The organism is Pseudoalteromonas sp. BSi20495, assembly GCF_000241185.1.
GTDB classification, from domain to species: Bacteria; Pseudomonadota; Gammaproteobacteria; order Enterobacterales; family Alteromonadaceae; genus Pseudoalteromonas; species Pseudoalteromonas fuliginea.
This window is the reverse complement of record NZ_BADY01000041.1, coordinates 96,788-118,444: the sequence shown is the minus strand read 5'-3', so window position 1 is coordinate 118,444 and position 21,657 is coordinate 96,788. Positions and strand designations below refer to the sequence as shown.

Annotated in this window: 17 protein-coding genes; 14 read left to right on the top strand and 3 right to left on the bottom strand. The window is 39.6% G+C overall.

Annotation, left to right across the window (positions count from 1 at the left end; genetic code table 11):
• Window positions 1-41: 41 nt before the first annotated feature.
• Window positions 42-1,547 (bottom strand): capsule assembly Wzi family protein, encoded by a 1,506-nt coding sequence (locus P20495_RS14190; protein WP_008134932.1) that lies wholly within the window; start codon window positions 1,545-1,547, stop codon window positions 42-44.
• 211 nt (window positions 1,548-1,758) lie between these two features.
• Between P20495_RS14190 and P20495_RS14195 the strand changes: the two genes are divergently transcribed.
• Entirely contained in the window at window positions 1,759-2,832 is a 1,074-nt protein-coding gene (locus P20495_RS14195) for a hypothetical protein (RefSeq protein WP_008134930.1), read from the top strand.
• On the top strand, window positions 2,829-3,914 hold the full coding sequence (locus P20495_RS14200) for a glycosyltransferase (protein ID WP_008134928.1): 1,086 nt from the start codon (window positions 2,829-2,831) through the stop codon (window positions 3,912-3,914). Before P20495_RS14195 ends, P20495_RS14200 begins: the two co-directional genes overlap by 4 nt.
• Window positions 3,915-3,925: 11 nt before the next feature.
• On the opposite strand, the gene P20495_RS14205 is transcribed toward P20495_RS14200, so the two are convergent.
• Window positions 3,926-4,654 (bottom strand): 3-deoxy-D-manno-octulosonic acid kinase, encoded by a 729-nt coding sequence (locus P20495_RS14205; protein WP_008134925.1) that lies wholly within the window; start codon window positions 4,652-4,654, stop codon window positions 3,926-3,928.
• A 122-nt stretch (window positions 4,655-4,776) separates the two neighbouring features.
• Between P20495_RS14205 and P20495_RS14210 the strand changes: the two genes are divergently transcribed.
• The 6 genes from P20495_RS14210 to glpG all read left to right on the top strand — a co-directional run bounded on the left by P20495_RS14210 (window position 4,777) and on the right by glpG (window position 10,294).
• Window positions 4,777-5,835, top strand: a complete 1,059-nt coding sequence (locus P20495_RS14210) for a glycosyltransferase family 9 protein (RefSeq protein ID WP_008134923.1) — start codon at window positions 4,777-4,779, stop codon at window positions 5,833-5,835.
• Entirely contained in the window at window positions 5,835-6,398 is a 564-nt protein-coding gene (gene gmhB, locus P20495_RS14215; RefSeq protein ID WP_008134921.1) for a D-glycero-beta-D-manno-heptose 1,7-bisphosphate 7-phosphatase, read from the top strand. Before P20495_RS14210 ends, gmhB begins: the two co-directional genes overlap by 1 nt.
• A 159-nt stretch (window positions 6,399-6,557) precedes the next feature.
• Window positions 6,558-7,751: a glycine C-acetyltransferase gene (locus P20495_RS14220; protein ID WP_007378943.1), complete on the top strand. Its 1,194-nt coding sequence runs from the start codon at window positions 6,558-6,560 to the stop codon at window positions 7,749-7,751.
• A 50-nt stretch (window positions 7,752-7,801) separates the two neighbouring features.
• Window positions 7,802-8,827, top strand: coding sequence for an L-threonine 3-dehydrogenase (gene tdh, locus P20495_RS14225; protein ID WP_007378944.1), 1,026 nt, complete (start codon window positions 7,802-7,804; stop codon window positions 8,825-8,827).
• A gap of 334 nt (window positions 8,828-9,161) precedes the next feature.
• The gene (glpE, locus tag P20495_RS14230) at window positions 9,162-9,479 is read left to right on the top strand and encodes a thiosulfate sulfurtransferase GlpE (protein WP_007378945.1); all 318 of its coding nucleotides are present in this window, start codon (window positions 9,162-9,164) and stop codon (window positions 9,477-9,479) included.
• Window positions 9,476-10,294 (top strand): rhomboid family intramembrane serine protease GlpG, encoded by an 819-nt coding sequence (gene glpG, locus P20495_RS14235; RefSeq protein ID WP_007378946.1) that lies wholly within the window; start codon window positions 9,476-9,478, stop codon window positions 10,292-10,294. Before glpE ends, glpG begins: the two co-directional genes overlap by 4 nt.
• A gap of 3 nt (window positions 10,295-10,297) precedes the next feature.
• Here the strand turns inward: glpG and P20495_RS14240 are convergent, their stop codons facing one another.
• Window positions 10,298-10,696, bottom strand: a complete 399-nt coding sequence (locus P20495_RS14240) for a flagellar basal body-associated protein FliL (protein ID WP_008134918.1) — start codon at window positions 10,694-10,696, stop codon at window positions 10,298-10,300.
• A 221-nt stretch (window positions 10,697-10,917) separates the two neighbouring features.
• Between P20495_RS14240 and P20495_RS22775 the strand changes: the two genes are divergently transcribed.
• The 6 genes from P20495_RS22775 to P20495_RS14265 all read left to right on the top strand — a co-directional run bounded on the left by P20495_RS22775 (window position 10,918) and on the right by P20495_RS14265 (window position 21,649).
• On the top strand, window positions 10,918-11,340 hold the full coding sequence (locus tag P20495_RS22775) for an IS5 family transposase (protein WP_050548462.1): 423 nt from the start codon (window positions 10,918-10,920) through the stop codon (window positions 11,338-11,340).
• A gap of 993 nt (window positions 11,341-12,333) precedes the next feature.
• Window positions 12,334-16,011, top strand: a complete 3,678-nt coding sequence (locus P20495_RS14245) for a PKD domain-containing protein (protein ID WP_008134916.1) — start codon at window positions 12,334-12,336, stop codon at window positions 16,009-16,011.
• A gap of 37 nt (window positions 16,012-16,048) precedes the next feature.
• The gene (locus P20495_RS14250) at window positions 16,049-17,974 is read left to right on the top strand and encodes a Hint domain-containing protein (protein ID WP_242401466.1); all 1,926 of its coding nucleotides are present in this window, start codon (window positions 16,049-16,051) and stop codon (window positions 17,972-17,974) included.
• A 56-nt stretch (window positions 17,975-18,030) separates the two neighbouring features.
• Window positions 18,031-19,278 carry a hypothetical protein gene (locus tag P20495_RS14255; RefSeq protein WP_008134912.1) on the top strand — a complete coding sequence of 416 codons (1,248 nt, stop codon included), beginning with the start codon at window positions 18,031-18,033 and terminating at the stop codon, window positions 19,276-19,278.
• 23 nt (window positions 19,279-19,301) lie between these two features.
• Window positions 19,302-20,129, top strand: a complete 828-nt coding sequence (locus P20495_RS14260) for a GEVED domain-containing protein (protein ID WP_242401465.1) — start codon at window positions 19,302-19,304, stop codon at window positions 20,127-20,129.
• Window positions 20,130-20,140: 11 nt separating this feature from the next.
• Entirely contained in the window at window positions 20,141-21,649 is a 1,509-nt protein-coding gene (locus P20495_RS14265) for a hypothetical protein (RefSeq protein WP_008134907.1), read from the top strand.
• The last annotated feature ends 8 nt before the right edge of the window (window positions 21,650-21,657 follow it).

Genomic DNA, 21,657 nt, shown 5'->3' with positions numbered 1-21,657 from the left:
CCTTTTTACATTTAATACGTTACTTTATTAATAGTAACGTATTAAAAGTTATATTCGTACTTGGCAAATGCTGATGTATCGTTTTCAGCACCGTCGTTGTTAGATGCAAAAGCACCTAAAGTGACGCGGCCGCCCATAGAAAGCATTCTGTAACGCATTTCTAGCTGCTTAGAGTTAAACCCTATTTTAGTAATGGTGTTACCTAAGTCAGGATTATTTGGGTAACTATCTCGGTTATCGCTATTGTAATCAACACTGCGCAATTTTACCTGCCAATCGTCTCCATTAGATAACTGACCTAATAGGGTTAAAACAACTGACTGTGCATCGTTATCATAAGTAGAGCCAATAGTGCGACCGTGGTAACGGTAACCCGATTTATAATCTGAATGCTCATAGTAGCAATTTTCAACTATTGATTCAGCTGAACATGAAACACCTGTATCTATGTACTCTACATTTATTAATAAGTTTTGATCGTATATTCGTTGTGTTGTTTGTACACCAAATAAGTAGGCTCTATCGGCTGGCTTAAACTGTGAACTGGCATCTTCTCCAATCGTACTGGCATATACAGCATAAGGTTGGTTGAAAAGTGTATCTGACCAGCGAATATCTATGCCTGCTAATTGATTACCTATTTTTGATTCTAACTGACTATCACAGCTATCATTGCCATCAATACATGCTGTTTGCCCAGTGATAACATCAATAAAGTCACCAGCAGATCCTGGTTGTCCGTCTCCTGCCCATTGTGCAGACCAGCTAACGGCAATTTCTAATTGTTGTATTGGGCGTATATTTAATCTACTGCTCCAAAGTAAAGCATCAGGAATTACACGTGTAGACTCAAGTTTAGCCATTTGTGCGGTAAAGCCCCATTGACCAATCCAGCTTAGCCACGGTGTTTCAAAAGCAGTACTTTTTTCTCTGGTTACACTTAGTGCAGGTAAAGGTTTCGCATTACCAGATATAATTAAGCTGTTATCAACACCAGGTCCCCAAAATTGTTCAACAGCACCGGCTCTAAAAATCCAATTGCCTAAACGATAAGCTAAGTAACTATCGTCAAGTGAAGTGTCGTTACAATCGGTTAAAGCTTGCTGATCAGTAACTATATCGTCAGCCGTTTTTCCATCAGCTAAACATTTTTTACCGTCTTTTCTATAATTTACGGCTACTTTAGCTGCAAAGTTATCGCCTAAATAAGCGTAAGCTGCTGAAAGCTCTGTTTCTTGTGTATTTGTTGCACCAAAGCTTGTTGCTACAATTGGATCTGTGGCTGCAAAAGCTGATAATTGAAGACTATGCGAGCTACTATTTTCGGATTTATATCGATGTTTAACACGTAACAATGCATCTTGTAGGCTTGGTGTTAATTGCTCAAGCGGCATACTATCGACATCGTTTATAAAACTTTTCCACATAAGTGGGTAAGTGGTTACAGGAGCTAAAATAACACCGGCATCGGCTAATTGTTGAATGTCAGCTCTTAATCCGTAGTCATCTGGTTTTACCCATGGTTCAGCGTTAATCGATACGCTCATTGCGCAAAAAAGAGAAGAAAGAAGAAAAATTCTGTTTCGCAAAGTTCAGATCCTTGTGATTTAGATTGCGGCTAAGTTTATCAACCTCAGGCGTCTATTGCAGCAAATAATAGACAAAATAGGGGGTATTTAATGTATAAAAATGTAACCTGTCTATCGTAATAACGATGTGGTTGATATACTGCGGGCTAAATAGGAAATTGAGAATGCAATGAGCAACAAACGACTTTTATTTATTCCAGTATCATCACCAGAAGGCATTGGTGAGTATATGCGCTCGTTGCTGTTAGCTCAAAGTTTACAGGCTGAACTTCACGCTTCTATCGATATTCATTTTATATTAAATAAGCATGCTGCTTATGCAAAAAGCTGCCCATTCGAAACGACACTACTTGATCATTCAGCGACCAAAGAGCTGGATTATGTGTGCGATGTCATTGAAAAATTTAAGCCTAACGTTGTTATTTTTGATTGTGCCGGACGAGCAGGGCATATGAAAGCGGCTAAAAAGGTAGGCGCAAAAGTAGTTTTTATTTCTCAACATGCTAAAAAACGAGCAAAAGGCTTAAAGCTTAATAGAATCAATTTGATTGATGTACATTGGGTTGTCCAGCCAGACTATTGTATAGAGCCATTAACTTGGGCTGAAAATGCTAAGTTAGATATATTTCCTTTAGTGCGTCCACGTAATGTGGGCCCATTTGTTGCTTTTGCATCCAATGAGCAAAAGCAACAGATGTTGAGCCGATATAGTTTAGAACTAAAAAATTATTTTATAGTTAATGCAGGATCTGGCGGTCACACACTAAATGGTCAAAATTGCGCCGATATTTACTTTGAAGCTGCGCTTAAAATTGCTAAACAAACGGGTTTGAGAGGCGTTGTTGTATTTGGCCAAAATTATAGTAAAACGATCCCAAGTTCTGATAGCATTCTTTGTATCAAAAGTTTGCAAAATACTGAGTTTTTAGCATTAATGAGCCAAGCTAAAGTCGCATTGCTAAGTGGTGGTGACACCTTATTACAAGCAATTGCCGTGCACACACCTGCTGTTGCATGTGCAATATCTAAGGATCAAAATGCACGTTTAGACCACTGCATTAATACGGGGGTTGTATTAAAAGCAAATCTTAATATTGATGACATAGTGACTAAAGTAGAGAAAGTTATAGAGGTGGCTTTTTATAATGAGACAACTAGTAAATATGCTCAGCTTGAAAATATACACAGCTATGATGTTATTACTAATGGTGTGAAAAATATGCTTGATGGATCCTCTTTATGAATATCATTATTGTAATTGATTCACTAGTAGGTGGTGGTGCTGAAAAAGTAATGCTTACTTTGGCTGAAAAAATGGCGAAACTACAGCACAATGTCACTATATTATCTCTTGCGAGCAACGCTGAGTATGACATTCCTGATATAGTTAAAGTTGATAGCCTTTTTCCTGATAGAGCATCTAAAGTAGATAGATTCTGGCAGCGAAAAAACAGTATTTTGCGATTAGAAGCGTGGTTTGAAAAAAAACAAAGCGAGATTGGCAATATTGATCTAGTGCTTTCTAATCTTGATAGAAGTAATAACTTGCTCGCGCTTAGTAATATCAAAAATGTTCACTTTGTTATTCATAACTCCGTCAATGCAGAACTTGCCCGTCAAAAAAAGTTAGGTCCATTTTCATATTTATACCTTAAAAAAAGTAAGCAAAACTTAAATGGTAAATCACTTATTTGCGTATCAAAGGGTGTTGAAAAAGAAATAACACAAGGGGATTTAATTAACCCAAGTGCAATCGCGACTATTTATAACCCGTTCGATTTTGAAAAAATAAACCAACAAGCAAATGAGAAAAATAACGACATCCCAAATGAGCCTTACTTAATTCATGTAGGAAGGCTGGCCAAACAAAAACGCCACGATATATTATTTGCAGCATTTGCAAAGCTTGATAAAAAATACAAGTTAGTCCTTTTATGTAATAAACCTGCAAAAGCGTTAAAGCTTGCACAGCAATATGGCATAGATAAACAGTTAGTAGTGCCTGGATTTCAACAAAACCCGTACAACTGGATTCAGCATGCCAAAGCTTTGGTTTTGAGCTCTGATTTTGAAGGGCTGCCAACGGTATTAATTGAGGCTTTAGCAGTGGCTACTCCGGTAGTTAGTACTAATTGTACATTTGGACCAAGCGAGATATTAACAGGCGAGCTGAGTAAATATTTAGTACCCGTTCAACAAAGTGAGGCATTAGCCAATGCCGTTAAGCAGGTGCTAGCAGATAAGCCAAATGTAGAAAACGCAGATATTTTAAAACAAGTACAGGCAGAGCAGGTTGCTCTGCAGTATTTAGCATTGGCTAATTAACTTATATTAGGTTAACTGATATTGGCGAGCGCTTTGAGGTAGTTGCTGTGCAGAGTTTGCCAGTCACTCGCTTGCCAATTGAATGGCTTGTTTCGACCTTGTTCCTTTAAAAATGAGCGCTCAAGGCGTGCCATATTACTTTGTTGCCACTGTGGGTTAGGCGCTCTTATTTCACCTCTATCAAAGTCGATAATATACACATCACCAGTATCATTAAATAAAATGTTATTAATGTTTAAATCGGCGTGATACACACCTTTTGAATGAAATAGCGCGATTGTTTTAGCAATGCGCTCCAACTCATCTTCAGTCAATGGGCGTTCGATTAATATATCGAGTACACTTTTAGCGCCTTTAACAGCCTCGGTAATAATATCACCACGGTAAATTAATCCGCTGTGGGTTACTTTAGCTGCAACAGGGGTTGGTACGTTTAAACCAAGCTCTATAAGTTTACTCATTAAACTAAACTCTTTATACACACGGGTTTGTTCAAGCCCTAGGTATAAATATTGATCGCTTAGTAATTTACCGACTAAACCGCCACGCCAATAATGCCTCAGCACGGCTGTTAATTCGTCTTGTTTAAAAAACCATGCTGTTGCTCTGCCTTTTTTAGCGCCCACAATTTTATTTTGTTGTTGCCAATAATTTGCATCAAACCAATCGAGGGTAATTTGGCTTGTGTATTTAGGGTGGCTTAATACAGTGTGGTTGCCTTGCACGTGTTGTTTAAACATAGCTCTGTGTAATTGCTAAATAATGTGTCTATATTAGCGCGTTTTAAAGCGCAGGATAAGTGCTTGCAATAGCGTGATTATAATTTAAGATCGGCTTTTGTATTTAATACCTAAGGGAATGTGTGACTCAAGCTCCTAATTATTCATCTATTTGTATATTAAGACTCTCAGCCATTGGTGACGTATGTCATGGTGTGAGTGCTGTACAAGCTATTCAAAAAGCACACCCTAATGCAAAAATTACGTGGGTTATTGGCAAAGCAGAAGCCATGCTACTTGCCGACTTACCGGGTGTTGAGCTGGTGGTATTTGATAAAAAGCAAGGCAAAGCAGCGCTGAAAAGCTTAAAGCAACGCTTCAAAAACCAAAAATTTGATGTGTTACTTAACATGCAAGTTGCATTAAGGGCTGGGTTTGTAGCGCGCTGTATTCCTGCAAAAGTAAAAATAGGGTTCGATTGGGCACGTTCAAAAGAATTACATAGCTTATTTATTAATAAACGAATAGACTCACAAGCCCAGGCGCATGTGCTTGAAGGCTTTAAAGGTTTTGCAAAAGCCATTGGTGTAGCTGATTATAAACCGAGTTGGGACATGCCATATACCGAGCAAGACCAAGCGGTTGCAGATGAGTTATTAACATCAGAATACCGAACTAATAAACTATTAGTAATATCGCCCGCAGCTAGTAAAGCGCAGCGTAATTGGCTCGCTGAACGTTATGCCACATTGGCTGATTATGCAAGCGAGCAAGGCTTTAAGGTGGTATTGACGGGTGGCCCAACAGAGCTTGAAATTAACCTAGCAAATAGCATTATTGAGCATAGCAACACGCCTATTTTAAATTTAGTAGGTAAAACAAAACTCAAAGAGTTGTTGTGCGTGTTAAAGCGTGGCAGCTTAGTGCTTGCGCCCGATACGGGTCCTGCGCATATGGCAGTAACAGTTGGTACGCCGGTTATTGGTTTATATGCACATTCAAATCCAGCACGCACAGGTCCTTATTTATATCAAGACTACGTGGTAGAGGTTTATCATAAAAATTTGTTTAAGCAAACAGGTAAAACGGCTGAGCAAGTACCGTGGGGTACACGCGTAAAAGGCGATGATTTAATGAGCCAAATTACAGTTGATGATGTAAAAGCGATGTTTGACCATGTTGTACAAAAAGAGTCTTTGTAATGAATGCACAACAAAAAAATAAAGCGCTTTTTTTAGACCGAGATGGCGTGGTAAATGTTGATCATGGTTATGTGTATCAAAGCGATAAATTTGAATTTATTGACGGTGTTTTTAGCTCTTGTAAAACATTTTACGATGCAGGCTATAAAATCATAATCGTCACTAATCAATCTGGAATTGGTCGAGGTTATTATACCGAAGCTGATTTTTTAGCACTGACCGACTGGATGAAAGACCAGTTTAGTGCCCACAGCATTGAAGTTACCGATGTGTATTTTTGCCCGCATCACCCTAAAAAAGCGCACCCTGAATATTTGAAAGAGTGCAGTTGCAGAAAGCCTGCGCCAGGTATGTTATTACAAGGCATACAAGAGCATAACATCGACCCTGCTTGCAGTATTATGGTGGGCGATAAACTCAGTGATATGCAGGCTGCGAAAAAAGCGGGCATCACTACCCGTGTTTTAGTGCGTTCAGGGCAAAGCTTTGACGAAAGCGCTAAGCAAGAAGCTGATTTAATTATCGATTCTATAAGTAGTTTACCTGCACTTTTAAACACATAAATAAACAGCCTGTAAACTGGCAGGAATTCCTTCCAACTTAGGGCGTTTGCGACGAACTGCAAACCGTGCATTTTACCCATTAAACTTTTACAATACCCCGCATAATAAACAGCCGCGAAAGTGCGGTTGTTTACCCGTTCAAATAGATGGAGAACCTAGATGAGAGCATCTGCTTTTTTTAGCCAGTTACAACAGCAAATTGAAGACGTAAAAACCGAAGGTTTGTATAAAAACGAACGTATTATTAAGTCCCAGCAGCAAGCTCAAATTGAAGTTGCATCAGGTAAAGTAATCAACTTTTGTGCTAATAACTACTTAGGTTTAGCTAATAGCCCAGAGTTAATTGAAGCGGCGCAAAATGGTTTAAATAATCATGGTTTTGGTGTGGCTTCAGTACGTTTTATTTGTGGCACGCAAGATATCCATAAAACACTAGAGCAAAAAATCAGTGCGTTTTTAGAAACAGAGGATACTATTTTATATTCTTCATGTTTTGACGCAAATACAGGTTTGTTTGAAACTATTTTAGGCGCAGAAGACGCTATTATTTCTGATTCATTAAATCATGCATCAATTATCGACGGTGTACGTTTATGTAAAGCTAAGCGTTTTCGTTATGCAAATAACGACATGGCTGATCTTGAGAAGCAACTTATTGCAGCAGATGAAGCCGGTGCTAAAACTAAACTAATTGCTACCGATGGCGTGTTTTCTATGGACGGCGTTATTTGTAATTTAGAAGCTGTGTGCGACTTAGCCGATAAATATGATGCGCTTGTAATGGTAGATGACTCTCACGCAGTTGGCTTTGTTGGCGAAAACGGTAAGGGTACACCTGAGTACTGTAATGTATTAGACCGTGTAGATATTATTACCGGTACATTAGGCAAAGCGCTAGGCGGCGCATCAGGCGGTTATACATCGGGTAAAAAAGAAATTGTTGAATGGTTACGCCAACGTTCACGACCTTATTTGTTCTCAAACTCATTAGCGCCTTCAATTGTTACAGCATCAATTAAAGTACTTGAAATGCTTGAAAATGGCGGCGAGCTTCGCGCTAAACTTTGGTCAAATGCTAAATATTTCCGTGAGCAAATGGAAGCTGCTGGTTTTACGTGTGCAGGTAAAGATCATGCAATTATCCCTGTAATGCTAGGAGATGCCAAAGTAGCCTCGTTAATGGCTGATAAGCTACTTGCTGAGGGCATTTACGTAACCGGTTTTTCATTCCCTGTAGTACCAAAAGGGCAAGCGCGTATTCGTACACAAATTTCAGCGGCGCATAGTATTGAGCAACTCGATATTGCTATCGATGCATTTACCCGTATTGGTAAAGAAATGGGCGTTATTTAATTTTATTTTAAACCGAAGCCTCGCTTCGGTTTTTTAGTTGAGTGTGGATTATGAAAGCATTATCTAAATTAAAAGCAGAACCGGGCATTTGGATGACAGATGCACCAAAGCCAGAAGTGGGTCACAACGACTTACTGATTAAAATTCGCAAAACAGCTATTTGTGGTACCGACGTACATATTTACAAGTGGGACGAGTGGGCAAGTAAAACCATTCCAACGCCTATGGTTGTTGGTCACGAGTATGTTGGTGAAGTCGTTGATATGGGCCAGGAAGTTCGTGGCTTTAAAGTAGGTGACCGCGTATCGGGTGAAGGTCATATTACGTGTGGGCATTGTCGTAACTGTCGTGCTGGGCGTGTACATTTATGCCGAAATACAACAGGCGTAGGTGTAAACCGTGAAGGTGCATTTGCCGAATATTTAGTTATTCCTGCATTTAACGCATTTAAAATTCCAGATAACATTTCTGACGAACTGGCTTCTATTTTCGACCCATTTGGTAACGCAGTTCATACCGCACTATCGTTTGACTTAGTTGGCGAAGATGTACTTATTACTGGTGCAGGCCCAATTGGTATTATGGCAGCAGCCGTTGCAAAACATGTTGGTGCTCGCCACGTTGTAATTACCGACGTAAACGAATACCGCCTAGATTTAGCACGTAAAATGGGGGCTTCACGCGCTGTAAACGTTGCCAATGAAAAGCTTGAAGATGTAATAAAAGACTTAGGTATGACAGAGGGTTTTGATATTGGCCTTGAAATGTCAGGTGTGCCAAGCGCGTTTAATTCAATGCTTAATAATATGAACCACGGCGGTAAAATTGCCATGCTAGGTATTCCACCATCTGATATGGCAGTTGACTGGAACCAAGTTATTTTTAAAGGTTTAGTGATTAAAGGTATTTACGGTCGCGAAATGTTCGAAACGTGGTACAAAATGGCAAGCTTGATTCAATCTGGTCTTGATTTAAACCCAATCATTACACATCAATATTCTGTGGATGACTTCCAAGCTGGCTTTGATATGATGATTTCAGGTCAGTCAGGTAAAGTGATTTTAAACTGGGATTAGTTCCTCACTAAATTACAAGAAGGGCGGCTCTAGGGCCTGTTGACCTTTCAGGATTAAAATTTGTTCAATTTAGGGGCTATTTAATCGCGGCGCGAGGTTTGTGACCTAGTGGGCTAAGTAAAAACCGAGCAACAAAGAGTAAATTGCCCCTAGGCAGAACCCTTCGGGCAGCGTATGTTTGGCATTTGTGCTACGTTATCGCCTATTTATGGGGAATAACCACACTACATAGGCTCAGCCTTGCCTAAATACCAAACATACTGCTGCAAATTTAACCTCGAAAGATAAACAGGCCCTAGCCGCCTTTTTTATACTATTAATTAAAGAGACTTCAATGGCATTTAAACATATTTCTATAGCGCAAACGTTAGAGCTTTTAGATAAAGAAGACGTGGTAATTGCAGATATTCGCGATCCTAATTCGTATCAAGCCGGTCGCATTCCAGGCTCAGAAGCACTTTCTAACGGTAATATCGCACAATTTATGATGGAAAAAGAATTCGATCAGCCAATTATTATTGTCTGCTATCACGGTATGAGCTCTCAAGGCGCAGCTAGCTACTTAGTTGAGCAAGGTTTTGAAGACGTTTACAGTATGGATGGCGGCTTTACAGCTTGGGAAGCGGCTTATATCGAGAAAGTTGAGCGATGATAGAACTTGGCAGTTTAAATAACCCGCGCGCCGCACAGGGCTTTATAGATTATTTAAAAAGCCAAGGCCTAGATGCAAAGATACACTCAGCAGATGGCAGTAATGTCATTATTAGTGTGCTTGAGGAGGACTTTCATCAAGTTCAGCCGCTATGGGCTGAATTTACACAAAACCCTAATCATGAACGCTATCAACAAGCGTCTTGGGATGTAGGTAGCACTCAATCGCCGCTTAAATATCAAGGGCAATCACTTAATTTAATGGCGCGATTTAAAGCGCTAAGCTGGCTTAATCAAACAGTTAGCATATTGAGTATTGTTATTTATGTTGCTTTTTTATTAGGTGGATTTAATGAAATTTATACCGCTCTGCAATTTAACCCATCACAACCACTTAGTTGGCTAACCCCCGCACTCGTTCACTTTAGCGCCATGCATATAGTGTTTAATTTAATTTGGTGGATGTCGCTTGGTGATAATATCGAAAAGCAATGCGGAAAACTAAGCTTAATAGGTTTGTTTTTAGTGACTGCACTGATTAGTAATTGGGCACAATATTTAATGGTTGGTCCTAATTTTGGTGGGCTAAGCGGCGTGGTGTATGGATTGCTCGGTTTTTGTTGGATACACAGCTTTTTAAACCCTAACAAGCCAGCGCTAGTCAGTACGGCTATTGTTGGCTTTATGTTGATTTGGTTAGTGCTTGGGTTTGCTGATGTATTGTTTGTAGGTATGGCTAATTGGGCGCATTTAGGTGGGTTAGTTAGCGGTATGGCTTTTGCCTACACCGCCAAAATATTTAACGCAAAACGTTAAACACTAATGATATAAATATTTAGTGAACAAGACTTCACGGATGATCTCTTGTCCTGTTTCTTCTTTTAACAGGCTCTTAAGTTTTTCTACACACTTTGCGCGTATTTCTTCACGACCAGTGAGAGATTTTACTTTTTCTTCTGGCTCTTTAGATAAAATCTCTACTAAAGCGTCACGCAGTAATGGTGTGTGGTGTTCGACTACGGTAATATCTGAAGTATCATTAAGCATTAAATCGACAGTGACACGCACATAGCCCATTTTTTTACTTGATGCACCTATATAATTAGTGATTATATCTGGCTCAAAGCCAAAATAACCGACGGTTGATTCCGCACGTGCCGTAAAGCTTATTACGCTTACCAAGAATGTAAAAAGACCTGCGTATACTATTTTTTTCATATTTTAAGCGTTTCCTAAAACCTGTTGTAAATAGTTTATACTTAATAATAGGTAATAAACAGCGCCAAACAATTATTTATATTAGGGTATGTTGATTTTTGCGGTATGAAAAATAAATAGCATGAAGGAAAGGCATAATTGAACTCGCTAAAAAACGATACACCGAATCCTCATACCAAGATTAATGTTTATAGGCGTCATGGAATATCTTATCAAAAGTAATGTGCTTAAGCGGTCGAATTTATAATCAGCTTGATCATAGAAAAACGCTTGAAAGCAAATTATATAATATGTGCACAGGTATTCTATGGCGAGATCTGACTTCTTATTTTAGTGCATGGAGTGCCATATGGAGTCGGTTTAGCTTATGGTCTAAAAAAGATATTTTGAACGAATTGTTTCGCATATTATCTCGCGATACTTGTATGGATCAGGTCTTTATTTATGGCAGTATTGTTATGGCTCAGCAGTATAATTGCGGTGTAAGAATCGCAGAGAATGAATCAATCGGAAAAGTCGAGGTGGGTCTACAAAAAATTCACCTTGCAGTAGATAGCAGAGAGTTACCTGTTTACTATGAATTATCCTGTGTAAATATGCAGATACCTTCCATGCAGAGTCACTCGAAGCTAACTTCCCAGTAAACAGTGCAATACCAATCTGCTTATATATGGGGTCTATTTAACGTTAAGAAAATTACGCTAGAACTAGGCAAAAATTTTTGTATCTAGTTGTTCTAAATAAAAAATTTTTAACGACGTTATAGTGCAATTTAATTCGTTAAATTGATCAAAGATTTATGCAGGTTGGTATAAAGGCTACGATAGTGAAAAACTGAGAGCGTTCGTTTGTAATAACAGCGCTACACCTTTTATTCCACGCAAGTGTAACAGCTTGGTTGGTAATGAAAAGATTGACTGGTGCACGTAAAAATATAGGCACTTGGTTGGCAATGCATTTGATCGAATTAAGCAATATAGAGAAATAGCTACAAGGTATGCCTTTGCTGTGCTTACTTATATGGGTTGTTATGTACTACAAAGATAAACCGTATGTTGGTTTTTAGGTAAAGCTGCATGTGGTTATTCCCCATAAATAGGCGATAAAATAGTATAAATGCCAAATATATGCCGCCTGAAGGGTTTCGTCTGGGTTAAGTAAACCTTAATCCTGAAAGATTAAATGGCTCTAGTCTTTTTACCAGAGTAATTATTTTACAATCATCCAATCTAGAAAGACGTTTATTACTCATTTTACTTCCTCAATATTGCGTCAATGATCCCAATACAAAAATGGCTAGCTAACGCTTCAGTTTTCAAATTCACTGTAAATTACAAAATGATGACTGTGCTTCGCATCGTACAGACCTTTTCACATCTTTATTAGTTCTCAAATAATTTAGATTTATTCAACAATAATAATAGGTTAAATAAACAGAACAAAAAAAATGAAATTAATCTCTAATTTTGTTTGTGAACCTTGTGTTAAATTTTTATTTATTTTATGTTATTAACTTGTTTTAAATTAGTTACTGGGCTAGGGTTTTATTCTTAACAGCACTTATTCGCTCGACTGTTTTAATTATTGAGTCATTGCGTTCAAGTGGAAAGGTATCTTCAAATACTTATGGAGTTAATATGAAAGGATTAAAGTCTCTTTGCGTTTTAGCATTAGCGATAAGTACGCATTGCCATGCAACAGAACGTGTATCTTTATTCAACGACACGCAAAAAATTGCGCCTTCTTTACAAAAAAAACAATCCATATTTAGTAATGCTTCAGATCAAAACTATCTACTCGCGCTAAAAGTATTTGCAGCGCAATACTCAGGTCACACGCTTACATTTCACCAAAGCCAAATTAGTCAAACCAAGCAAAGCCATACAATTACCCAAAAGTACCAAAATATTCCTATTTGGAATCAAGACCTTGTTGTACTGACTGACGAGAGTGGTGTCGTTGAACAAGTTTATGGCGATCTCATTGTTAATGTTGCTAAAGATATATCAACTCTAACTCCCGCGTCAGAAGAACAGCTAAGCGTAGCTCTAGATTCAATAATTTATCAGTTTAATAATGAACGCCCCAGAGTGTATAGACGTAAATCAGCAGAGGAAGTCATTTATATAGATACTCAAGGAAAAGCACGGCACGCTGCTAAAATTGCCTTTTTCACCGATTTCGAGTCAGGGCCCTTTAAACCACAAAGAATTATCTCTTTTATAGACTTAACGACAAACGAACTCATCAGCCAATCCGATGTATTACAGCGGATCGTTTATGAGGGAGGAAGCGGCCCATCAGGCAATGACAAGGTTTCACGTCCAGATTATAAGCAAGTAGATTATGTTTCTTATCCACCAAAGACTTTTGTTGTTGCAATGGAAACTGACAATCAGCAAACCACCTGTTTATTCGATGCAAAAAACGTTGAGACTAGAAACTATAATCACGGCACAGCGCAAGTTAATAACCCTTATAGCTACAACTGCTCAGATTCAACTCGTAACAATTATAAAGAATATCACGGTGCTCGCTCTGCCTTGAATGATGCCCATCATCATGGACAAACAGCGAATTTAATGTTTGAAGCTTACCTTGGGCATAAGCCTTACTTTAATAAAAAGATAACTCAAAATGTCCATTATGGTCTTAATATGGATCAGGCATTTTACGAAAACGGCGAGGTATATTTTGGTGATGGTGACTACCTCTTCTATCCTATGGTTTCCTTAGATGTAGTTGCGCATGAAATCGCTCATGGTTTTACTGAGGAATTTGGCTCAAATACGCCAAAGTCAATGCTGACAGGACAGGCTCGTGCTATTAATGAAGCGTTTTCTGATATGGCGGGTGAAGCAGCTAAATATTTTTACTTGGGAACCAATGATTGGAAAAGCAATCACGAAACATTTCGCCTCGATGATGCACTGCGTTATTTCAAAACACCTACACTCGATGGAAATTCAATTGATCATGTTGATGACTATGATGACTCAGTAACTTCTCATCATGGCGCAGGGGTATTTAACAAAGCTTTTTACTACCTCACTACAACTGATTTAGATAATGAATCCTCACCTTGGAATACAAAATATTCCTTTATCCTGTTTGCTAACGCAAATAAAAACTGCTGGACCAGCAATAGTAATTATCTTACTGGCGCAGATTGTGTAATGCGACAAACCCACACGGTACGTGATCAGTTGACTCAAGATGGGATTAAAAAGCAAGATGGTAGCCAATGGCAAATCATTGAATTACAAAACCATGTACGTAAGGCGTTTGCGCAAGTAGGTATTGGCCTGAAAGTTGACCATGGGCTCGAAAGCGAACTTGGTTATGACCGCCAATTTTTGGCCTTTGATTTTAAAAATTTGACCCGTAAAGATGGTCAGCAAGTTACGGCTGCCAACAGCGAGGGCTGGCAATGGCAGTGGAATTTTGGTGATGGCAGTTTGCAAAGTAGCGTCTTTGAGCCTAAACATAACTTTGCTATTGCAGGCGAATACAACATTGAACTTACGGCTATCGACCCTTCTGGTCAATCAGATACTTTCATGTTGCCTATTGACGTTTTTGACGACTATTGTCTAGCGCAAGGCATTAATCATAGTAAGTATTACTTATCGTCAGTTTCGTTAAATAACTACAAAAATGACTCTACTTCAAGCAATTACAGTGACTACTCATATAATATCGTCGACGTGGAGGACGGTAAAGCACTCAATGTAACGCTAACCGCAGCACCACATCCAGATACTCAAGACAAAACAAAGAACTTTTATGTCTGGTTAGACAAAGACAATGATGGTTTATTCCACAAGACTGAAGAGCTCGTGCTCTATGGAAGCACTAAGACGCAATTGACTGGCGAGATATCATTGAGTGGCGAGTTAAACCAAACTTACCGCATTCGTACTATGGTGTCATTTGGTTTAGTAAAATCAGCGTGTGGGGATATGTCTTGGGGTGAAGTTGAAGATTACACCGTTAAACTAATCGAAAACAATGACCCTGCTGATTTGAGAGTTACCGCTAATCAAGGCGTTAATCAAATGAGTTTTGATAACAGCACGGTAGATGCGCGTGTTAAGCGTTGGCAGTGGAAATTTGGCGACGGCACCACTAGTAGCGAAAAATCTCCTGTTTATAGATATGCGCAGTCTGGAAACTATGAGGTAGAACTAAAAGCGTATGATAGATTCAGCAAAGAGATAGGAAGTTGGAACAAACAAGTTCAGTTTGATACGACAATCACAGCAAAATTTACACCACAAAGATCTGGTAACACTATTTCTGTAAATACAGATCAAAGTATTATGCCCCAAAACAGTACGATACAGTGGCAATTTGGTGATGGCGATAACTCTTCGGTTAGAGATACTCAGCACACCTACCAAGCCGATGGTGAGTACACTATTACACTCACAATTGAACATGTCGATGGTACGCAATCGGCCAGTGAAACGGTAAAAATTGGCGAGAGCAATTTTACTCCTGAAGTGAGCTATACGGTAAACGAACAAGCAGATGGTACGTTTAAGGTAAGCTTTAATAACACTACCACAAAACCTGAAAATGCAGCTTGGGATCCCGATGTTACTCTAGTTTGGGATTTTGGAGACGGCACAACACTTACACAAAACAGTAATTTTGGCCAAGACACAGAGCATACATATCAAGTCGCTGGAACCTATACCGCTAGCTTAACTATTAGTTACGACAAACCTTTGTGGGATGATTGGGGAAGCCGAGCTACTGGCACCAAAAATATGCTGCTAGTGCTTAAATCAGAACAATCTGTTGAATATTGCACGGCGGTGGATCTCACAGACTATGAACACATTAGTAAAGTGACTTTCAATCAAGATGGTCCGTTTAGTAATGCGCAGCAATCTGGCGTCGTTAACCCGAATAATCCAATCAAACTATATGCCACACAGAGTAATACCTATCGTATTGAAGCCGGTTATGCAGGCAGTGAAACATTCGCTGAGAATTACCATGTCTGGATTGATTTAAATAGTGATGGCCAATTTGGTAATGGTGACTGGAGAAACGACAAATCAGAGCTTTTAATAATGGACTTCGACCAGACTAACCAAGACTACGGTAAAGGTTATGTTGAAGGGGAATTTAGCATTTTAAGCAATAAGTTGTCACAGCCTATCACGACGACTCGTATGAGAATTTTGCAGTATTACGGATTTAGCAGAGTAAATAGTATTAATCCTTGCTCTGACTATAGCAGTGCCGCAACCTCGGGGAGCGGAGAAATTGAAGACTACCTTGTCGAAATCTATAAAAATTAAGGAAAATAACATGAAAAAACTAAATAAAAAGGTGCTCATGCCGCTTGCAATCGCTTTAGCAATCAGTAACGCGGTAGCTGCTAGCAACTATATTAATGAACAACAAGTTACCACCGCGTCAAAACAGAAGTCTGGGCCTGCAGCAACGAAGGGCACAGCGGTAACACAGCCGGATCAATTTGGGATCCGCAAGCTAGATATGTCAAATCCACAGCACTATCAATTGGCAAAGTCACGATTGATAAAAGCAAATCGTATTGAGAGTGATTATCCGCAACTACATAAAACGCTAGATGTAGCTAAAGGACAGCATTTATCAGCAAAAATGAACATGACAACGTCTGAATTGCCACCGGTTAGTGAAGCTGAAGTCGATATCATCAAAGAAGCGCATTTCTTCTTGGATATGAACTTAGCCATTTCATCAGATACAAACGAGCCATATATTATTGTACGTGCAAAAAGCTCACGTTTTGGCGGTACAAAAGCGACTTACATCGACTTATTATTAGAAGATGCAAACGGCAATCAGCTTGCTCCTTTGGGCTCTACATTTAATGTGTTGTATGGCAAAGACACGCTTGCAACTTCGACTATTTCACTGAAATCATTGAAGGCAAACTTCCCAAATTTAGATACCATTTATGCCAGTTCATATGTGGAACTTGAGCAAGAAGATGGCACCATCAGTACAACGATGAAGTATACTGAATACCCCTTCTCATGGGAGCATTTTGAAGCACTTTATGGCTCAGCTTCACCAGCTGCAAAGGGCGACGCTCCGGTATCTGCACTTAACGTTGGGATCAGTTCATCATTGGACACACGTCCAAAATACAATGCAACTGCACCTATCGATAAAAACAATGATGCTGTTATTAAAATCTGTCTAAACCGTAGTCATGCAGACTGTGACTACGCAGCAGATCAAATTGGAGATCCTAACGAGATTACGGATGTAAACATCCCATTCAACGGTGAATTACGCATTCCTCACGAGATCACTGATATTTATCCAACTATAGGTGATTTACCAAACGGTATAGATGAGCCAACAAATATTTATTTACAAGAAGGTATCTATGGTGGCGCGACAAAGCAAAGCTACAAAGGACTCGAAAATGCAGTTAAACAATTTTCTGACTATTTAGAATTTGAAGTTGATAGTGCAAACCAAGAGTCGATCATCCGCTGGAACATCCCGCGTTCAGAAGGTCGTTTTGGCAATGCCAAACTTTTCTCGAATATCGCCCAAGCAAACTGGTATATGACATTTGCTGTTAAAGGTTATCCGTACTTTAAAAAGGGACGTGGTGGCGCGAATGCATTCCAAGTATCGTTAACGTCAGAGACATCAGCGCGTTTTGGTAACTTTTATAGTGAAGTGTTGCCTATGATGAAGCTTGGTTACAGTTGTTTAGCAACCGGCACAATGATCACTATGGCCGATGGCAAGCAACGCGCTATTGAAGATATTGCGAAAGGCGATTTGGTGTTAGGTGCACTAGCTTCGAATACTCAAGTTAAAGAACCTATGCAAGTTATTGATGTGTCAGTAGGAATTGAAGCGATTAAGATGTATCGCATAAAAGGCGCTGATGGCTCTGATATCTTAACAACTGAAACCCACCCAATTTCTACCTCTAATAAAGGTCTTATTTGGGCGAAAGAACTGCAAATAGGTGATCGTATTCTTACGGAAACAGGTTCTGTGCTTGTTACTAATGTGACAAAAGAGAAGTACAAAGACAAAATCTACAATTTGAAACTGGCGCCTACAGAAAATTCGAAATTCGCTGAGTCTCGTAATTTTGCAATGTTTGCAAACGGCATGGCGGTAGGGGATTTGGCTACTCAAGACGAATTGAACTACAAAGATCAGAATATTCGCATGTCAGAAGAAGAGATTCTTCAACGCCTTCCTGAAAAGTGGAAAACTGACTATATCAACAGTTTGGATTAATCAGGCCACTAGGCCTTTCTATTCGAAAGGCCATACTTCTCTGTAAGGAATTAAATATGAAATTTACATATTCTCCATTGGCACGTGCCATGGGGGTAGCGGTTTTTTTTGCCTGTAGTTTTTCAACCGCAGCTGAGCAAATAGGCAATTTTAACTTTGCTACTCAAGCAAGTAACTCTGACTTAGATTCAGTCACGCTAGGTACCGCTTACCACAGTGAAAAAGAAGGTTTTTATGCACTGCAAAGTGTACTTGGTCAAGTAGATGAAACCTATGGTAATACTGAAATGGATTTTGTTGTCGGTGTTGACATGAGTTATAGCCAACTATCGAGTATGCTTGATGGTAACTTAGGAGCGGCCCTTGATGTTCCCGTAATAAAAGTGGGGGTTGGCGCAAGCTACGCAAAACAAAATACTGCAGATAACTACACCGGTACTTACACACTATTTCTCTCCTTAAAGCCAAAAAAACGGCTGTTAGTTGCAGATCCTCAAACAGGGTTTAAACCTACACAAGCCGCGCTTGATTTGGCCAATGCTAATCCAGGAGACAAATTCAATAATATTGGTAATGAGTTCGTGTCAGCGATTGAATATGGATCTCAAGTGATGATCAACCTCAAGTTCCAATATAAAAATGACGAAGACAAAGTAAAATGGGGGGGACAGCTTGGTGTCGATTGGGCTGGTAAAGTCAATGTCAGTGGTAAATTGCAAAAAGTAGACGAAGACGTGAAACGTAATATCAAAATTACGGTTTCAGCATTACAGTTTGGTGGCGACCCGATAGAGCTTTTGAAGGTGATCCCAAATCAACTCGTCAACTGTACGATGGAAAACCCGACACCATGCTTTGATGTTTTTAAAAACAGCATCAATTACATCAAAACCAACTACGTTGCTCAGTTTGATACCTTGGATAAATATAACGTCGGTAGAGTATTGACACAAAGTTACACCGATTCAGGGCCAAGTCTATCTCCTTTAGTACCTGATGATGTGTACCCAGCTAAAAGCATCTTGACTAAATTGGCGCTCAAAAACATGAGTGATGATTGGGTGCAGGCAATTCTCGATAATCGTCGTGCGGATAACGTACTCAATTACTACGCCAGTGAGTTGAATAACTCACATCGAACTGCATTAGAAACCATTCGCGATAATTCACTCTTTAACTCTTTTATTTTGGCGGACGCCGTTGATTTTTGTAAGCGTAATCCAATAGGTAATTATTGCCGTGATAGAGAGCTACAGACTCGTGGCCGCGTTCATCAATATGACCGTAAATGGCTAGAATTATAAGGAATAAGACTATGTTAAAAGTCATGCTAACCAGCACATTAATTACCTCGTTTGCTGCCATAATAGTGCCATCAGTACAAGCGAATACGACTTTATTTGAATCTCGAGATTTACTCACACCACAGCAAGCGTTAGGTCGCTTTCAATGGTTGGAAAAGTGCTATTCAGGATTATTGGTTGAGGTCTCTGATAATATTTTCGACCCCACAACCCCCATTCCAAACGACGAGAAAATAGCGGATCTTAAAAAAGTGATGCTATACGAAAATAATACCCTTAGGGGAGATGCTAAATACCTCACCTTTGGTGACGAAGATAATGCGAATCCTAAGAACTGGTTTGCGGGTAAATTACCAACTACCTCTTGTTTTCAGATCCCGTCTGACTATCGGATCAGTGCTGTTATGGTCACCCCTACAATGCCAAACTACTGTACGACAAAGTCTCGTGAGCGAACCTACGAATTCATCCAATCGGTGAAATTTTCCAATATTGATAACACCAGCAGCAACACCTTTTACAGTAACTATGTTGGCGATACCGCGAAAATATATGCAGATAAAAGCTACCAGTTAACATTAACCCCGGGATTTAGTAGTGCAGAAGCATACCCTGAAACTTGGCATGTGTTTATTGATTGGAACCAAGACGGTGATTTCAATGATACAAAAGAAACCTTGTTTGCTGGTGTTTCTGAGCAAGCAACTCAGGTCGAAATTACCCCACCAACAGGTGCAAAAAAGGGCATGACGAAAATGCGCGTTACCATGGATTACTTGGGTGGCAGCAATGATGCATGTAAAGAAGTAGACTCCGGAGAGGTAGAAGATTACCTCCTTTACGTGAAGTAATAGGTGGCAACATGAACTTATACAAACAGACTATCGCGGCACTTATTGCCTGCACTACACCTTTCGCATTCGCAGATTCAAATTTTGTGAATGAAGCACAGCTAATGCAAAAAGCACTCAATGTGAATACCTTCCAAAGTGAAATACCTGGATTGGTGAACGATCACATTGTGTTGGGTACAGCCTATAACAGCGATCAAAAACGCTTTTTGAATGTTCAAACTGTCGCAGGTGAAACTATTGAAACCCTTGGTAATACTCGTGTGCAATTTGAATTAGTAAATAATGGCAGCTACGACGCAGTTCTTCGTCAGCTAAATGGTAATGTTGATGTAGATGTTGGCTTTCCTGTTATTCGTATTAAAGCGGGTGGTCATTTAGCCAAGGAAATGTCCTCTACTGAGTTTTCGAATACTTATACCTTCCAAGCATCGTTGACACCCAAAAAACGTGTTCTTATGCCAACAGATGCCAATATTGGTTATACATTGACACCTTCAGGTAATACGCTAGCAAATGAGTATCAAAGTAAACTAATGAGCATGGCTGGTGATGCCTTTATTAGTGAGATTGAATACGGTGCTCAGTTACTTATTAACATGAAAATTGAGTACTTAAGTGAGCAGCACAAAAGTGAAATTGGCGGTTATTTAGGCGTTAGCTATGGCGCAGGAAATATTGGTATTAGCGTCGATGGTAAGCTTAATTATATTGACGAAGATCTTAAGAAAAGTGTGCGTATCACCGTCAGAGCATTGCAAAAAGGGGGGGATCCTAAGCAGCTGCTAAGTATAATTCCTAACAATATTATCACTTGTTCACTTGATAACTATGAGCCTTGCTTTACCTTATTTGAGCAAGCGGTGAACTATGCGAAGAACGACTTTGGCAATCAGTTTAATGCACTCTCTGATTATAATGTTGTGCGTTACAAAGCAACTCCTTACGAGATCAGTTCACAGGATTTACGTCGCTTAGACTCCGGTAATAAAGATATTCGCTTTGAAACTACCTACCGTACTTTATGGCTTGAAGATCAATTCAAAAAGTCGGTTAATCATGAGCACCGTGCTCGTGGTGTGCTTGCACAATACGCTAGCTGGATGACTGATGTACAGCGTCAAAAAGCAGAAAGTGTGCAGGAAGCCGCTTACAATAACGCTTGGATTTATGAGCAATATGCCCGAGTTTGTCGCGATAACCCTTACGGGGCAGCATGTTCAGATGCATGGAATGATTACCTCAACACCTGTGGTGGTAGCGGTGTCGGCTGCATACAAAGCTACACGCTTGCTGATCTGAATATACCAGCGGATAACATGAGCCAATATTTCAAATGCGAAAATGCTCGAGAGGCAACCGCGAACTTTGGTATTGAAGAAAACCATGTATCGCTTGGGTTTAGACAATTAGGTTGGGCACCATCATTCGTTGATGCTAATGACCCCGCTGTGGGTGTGATGGCATGGCTACCATGTAAATCAGCCCTTCCAACCTATGGAGCTGCTTTTGAAAATTAGCGAGTAAT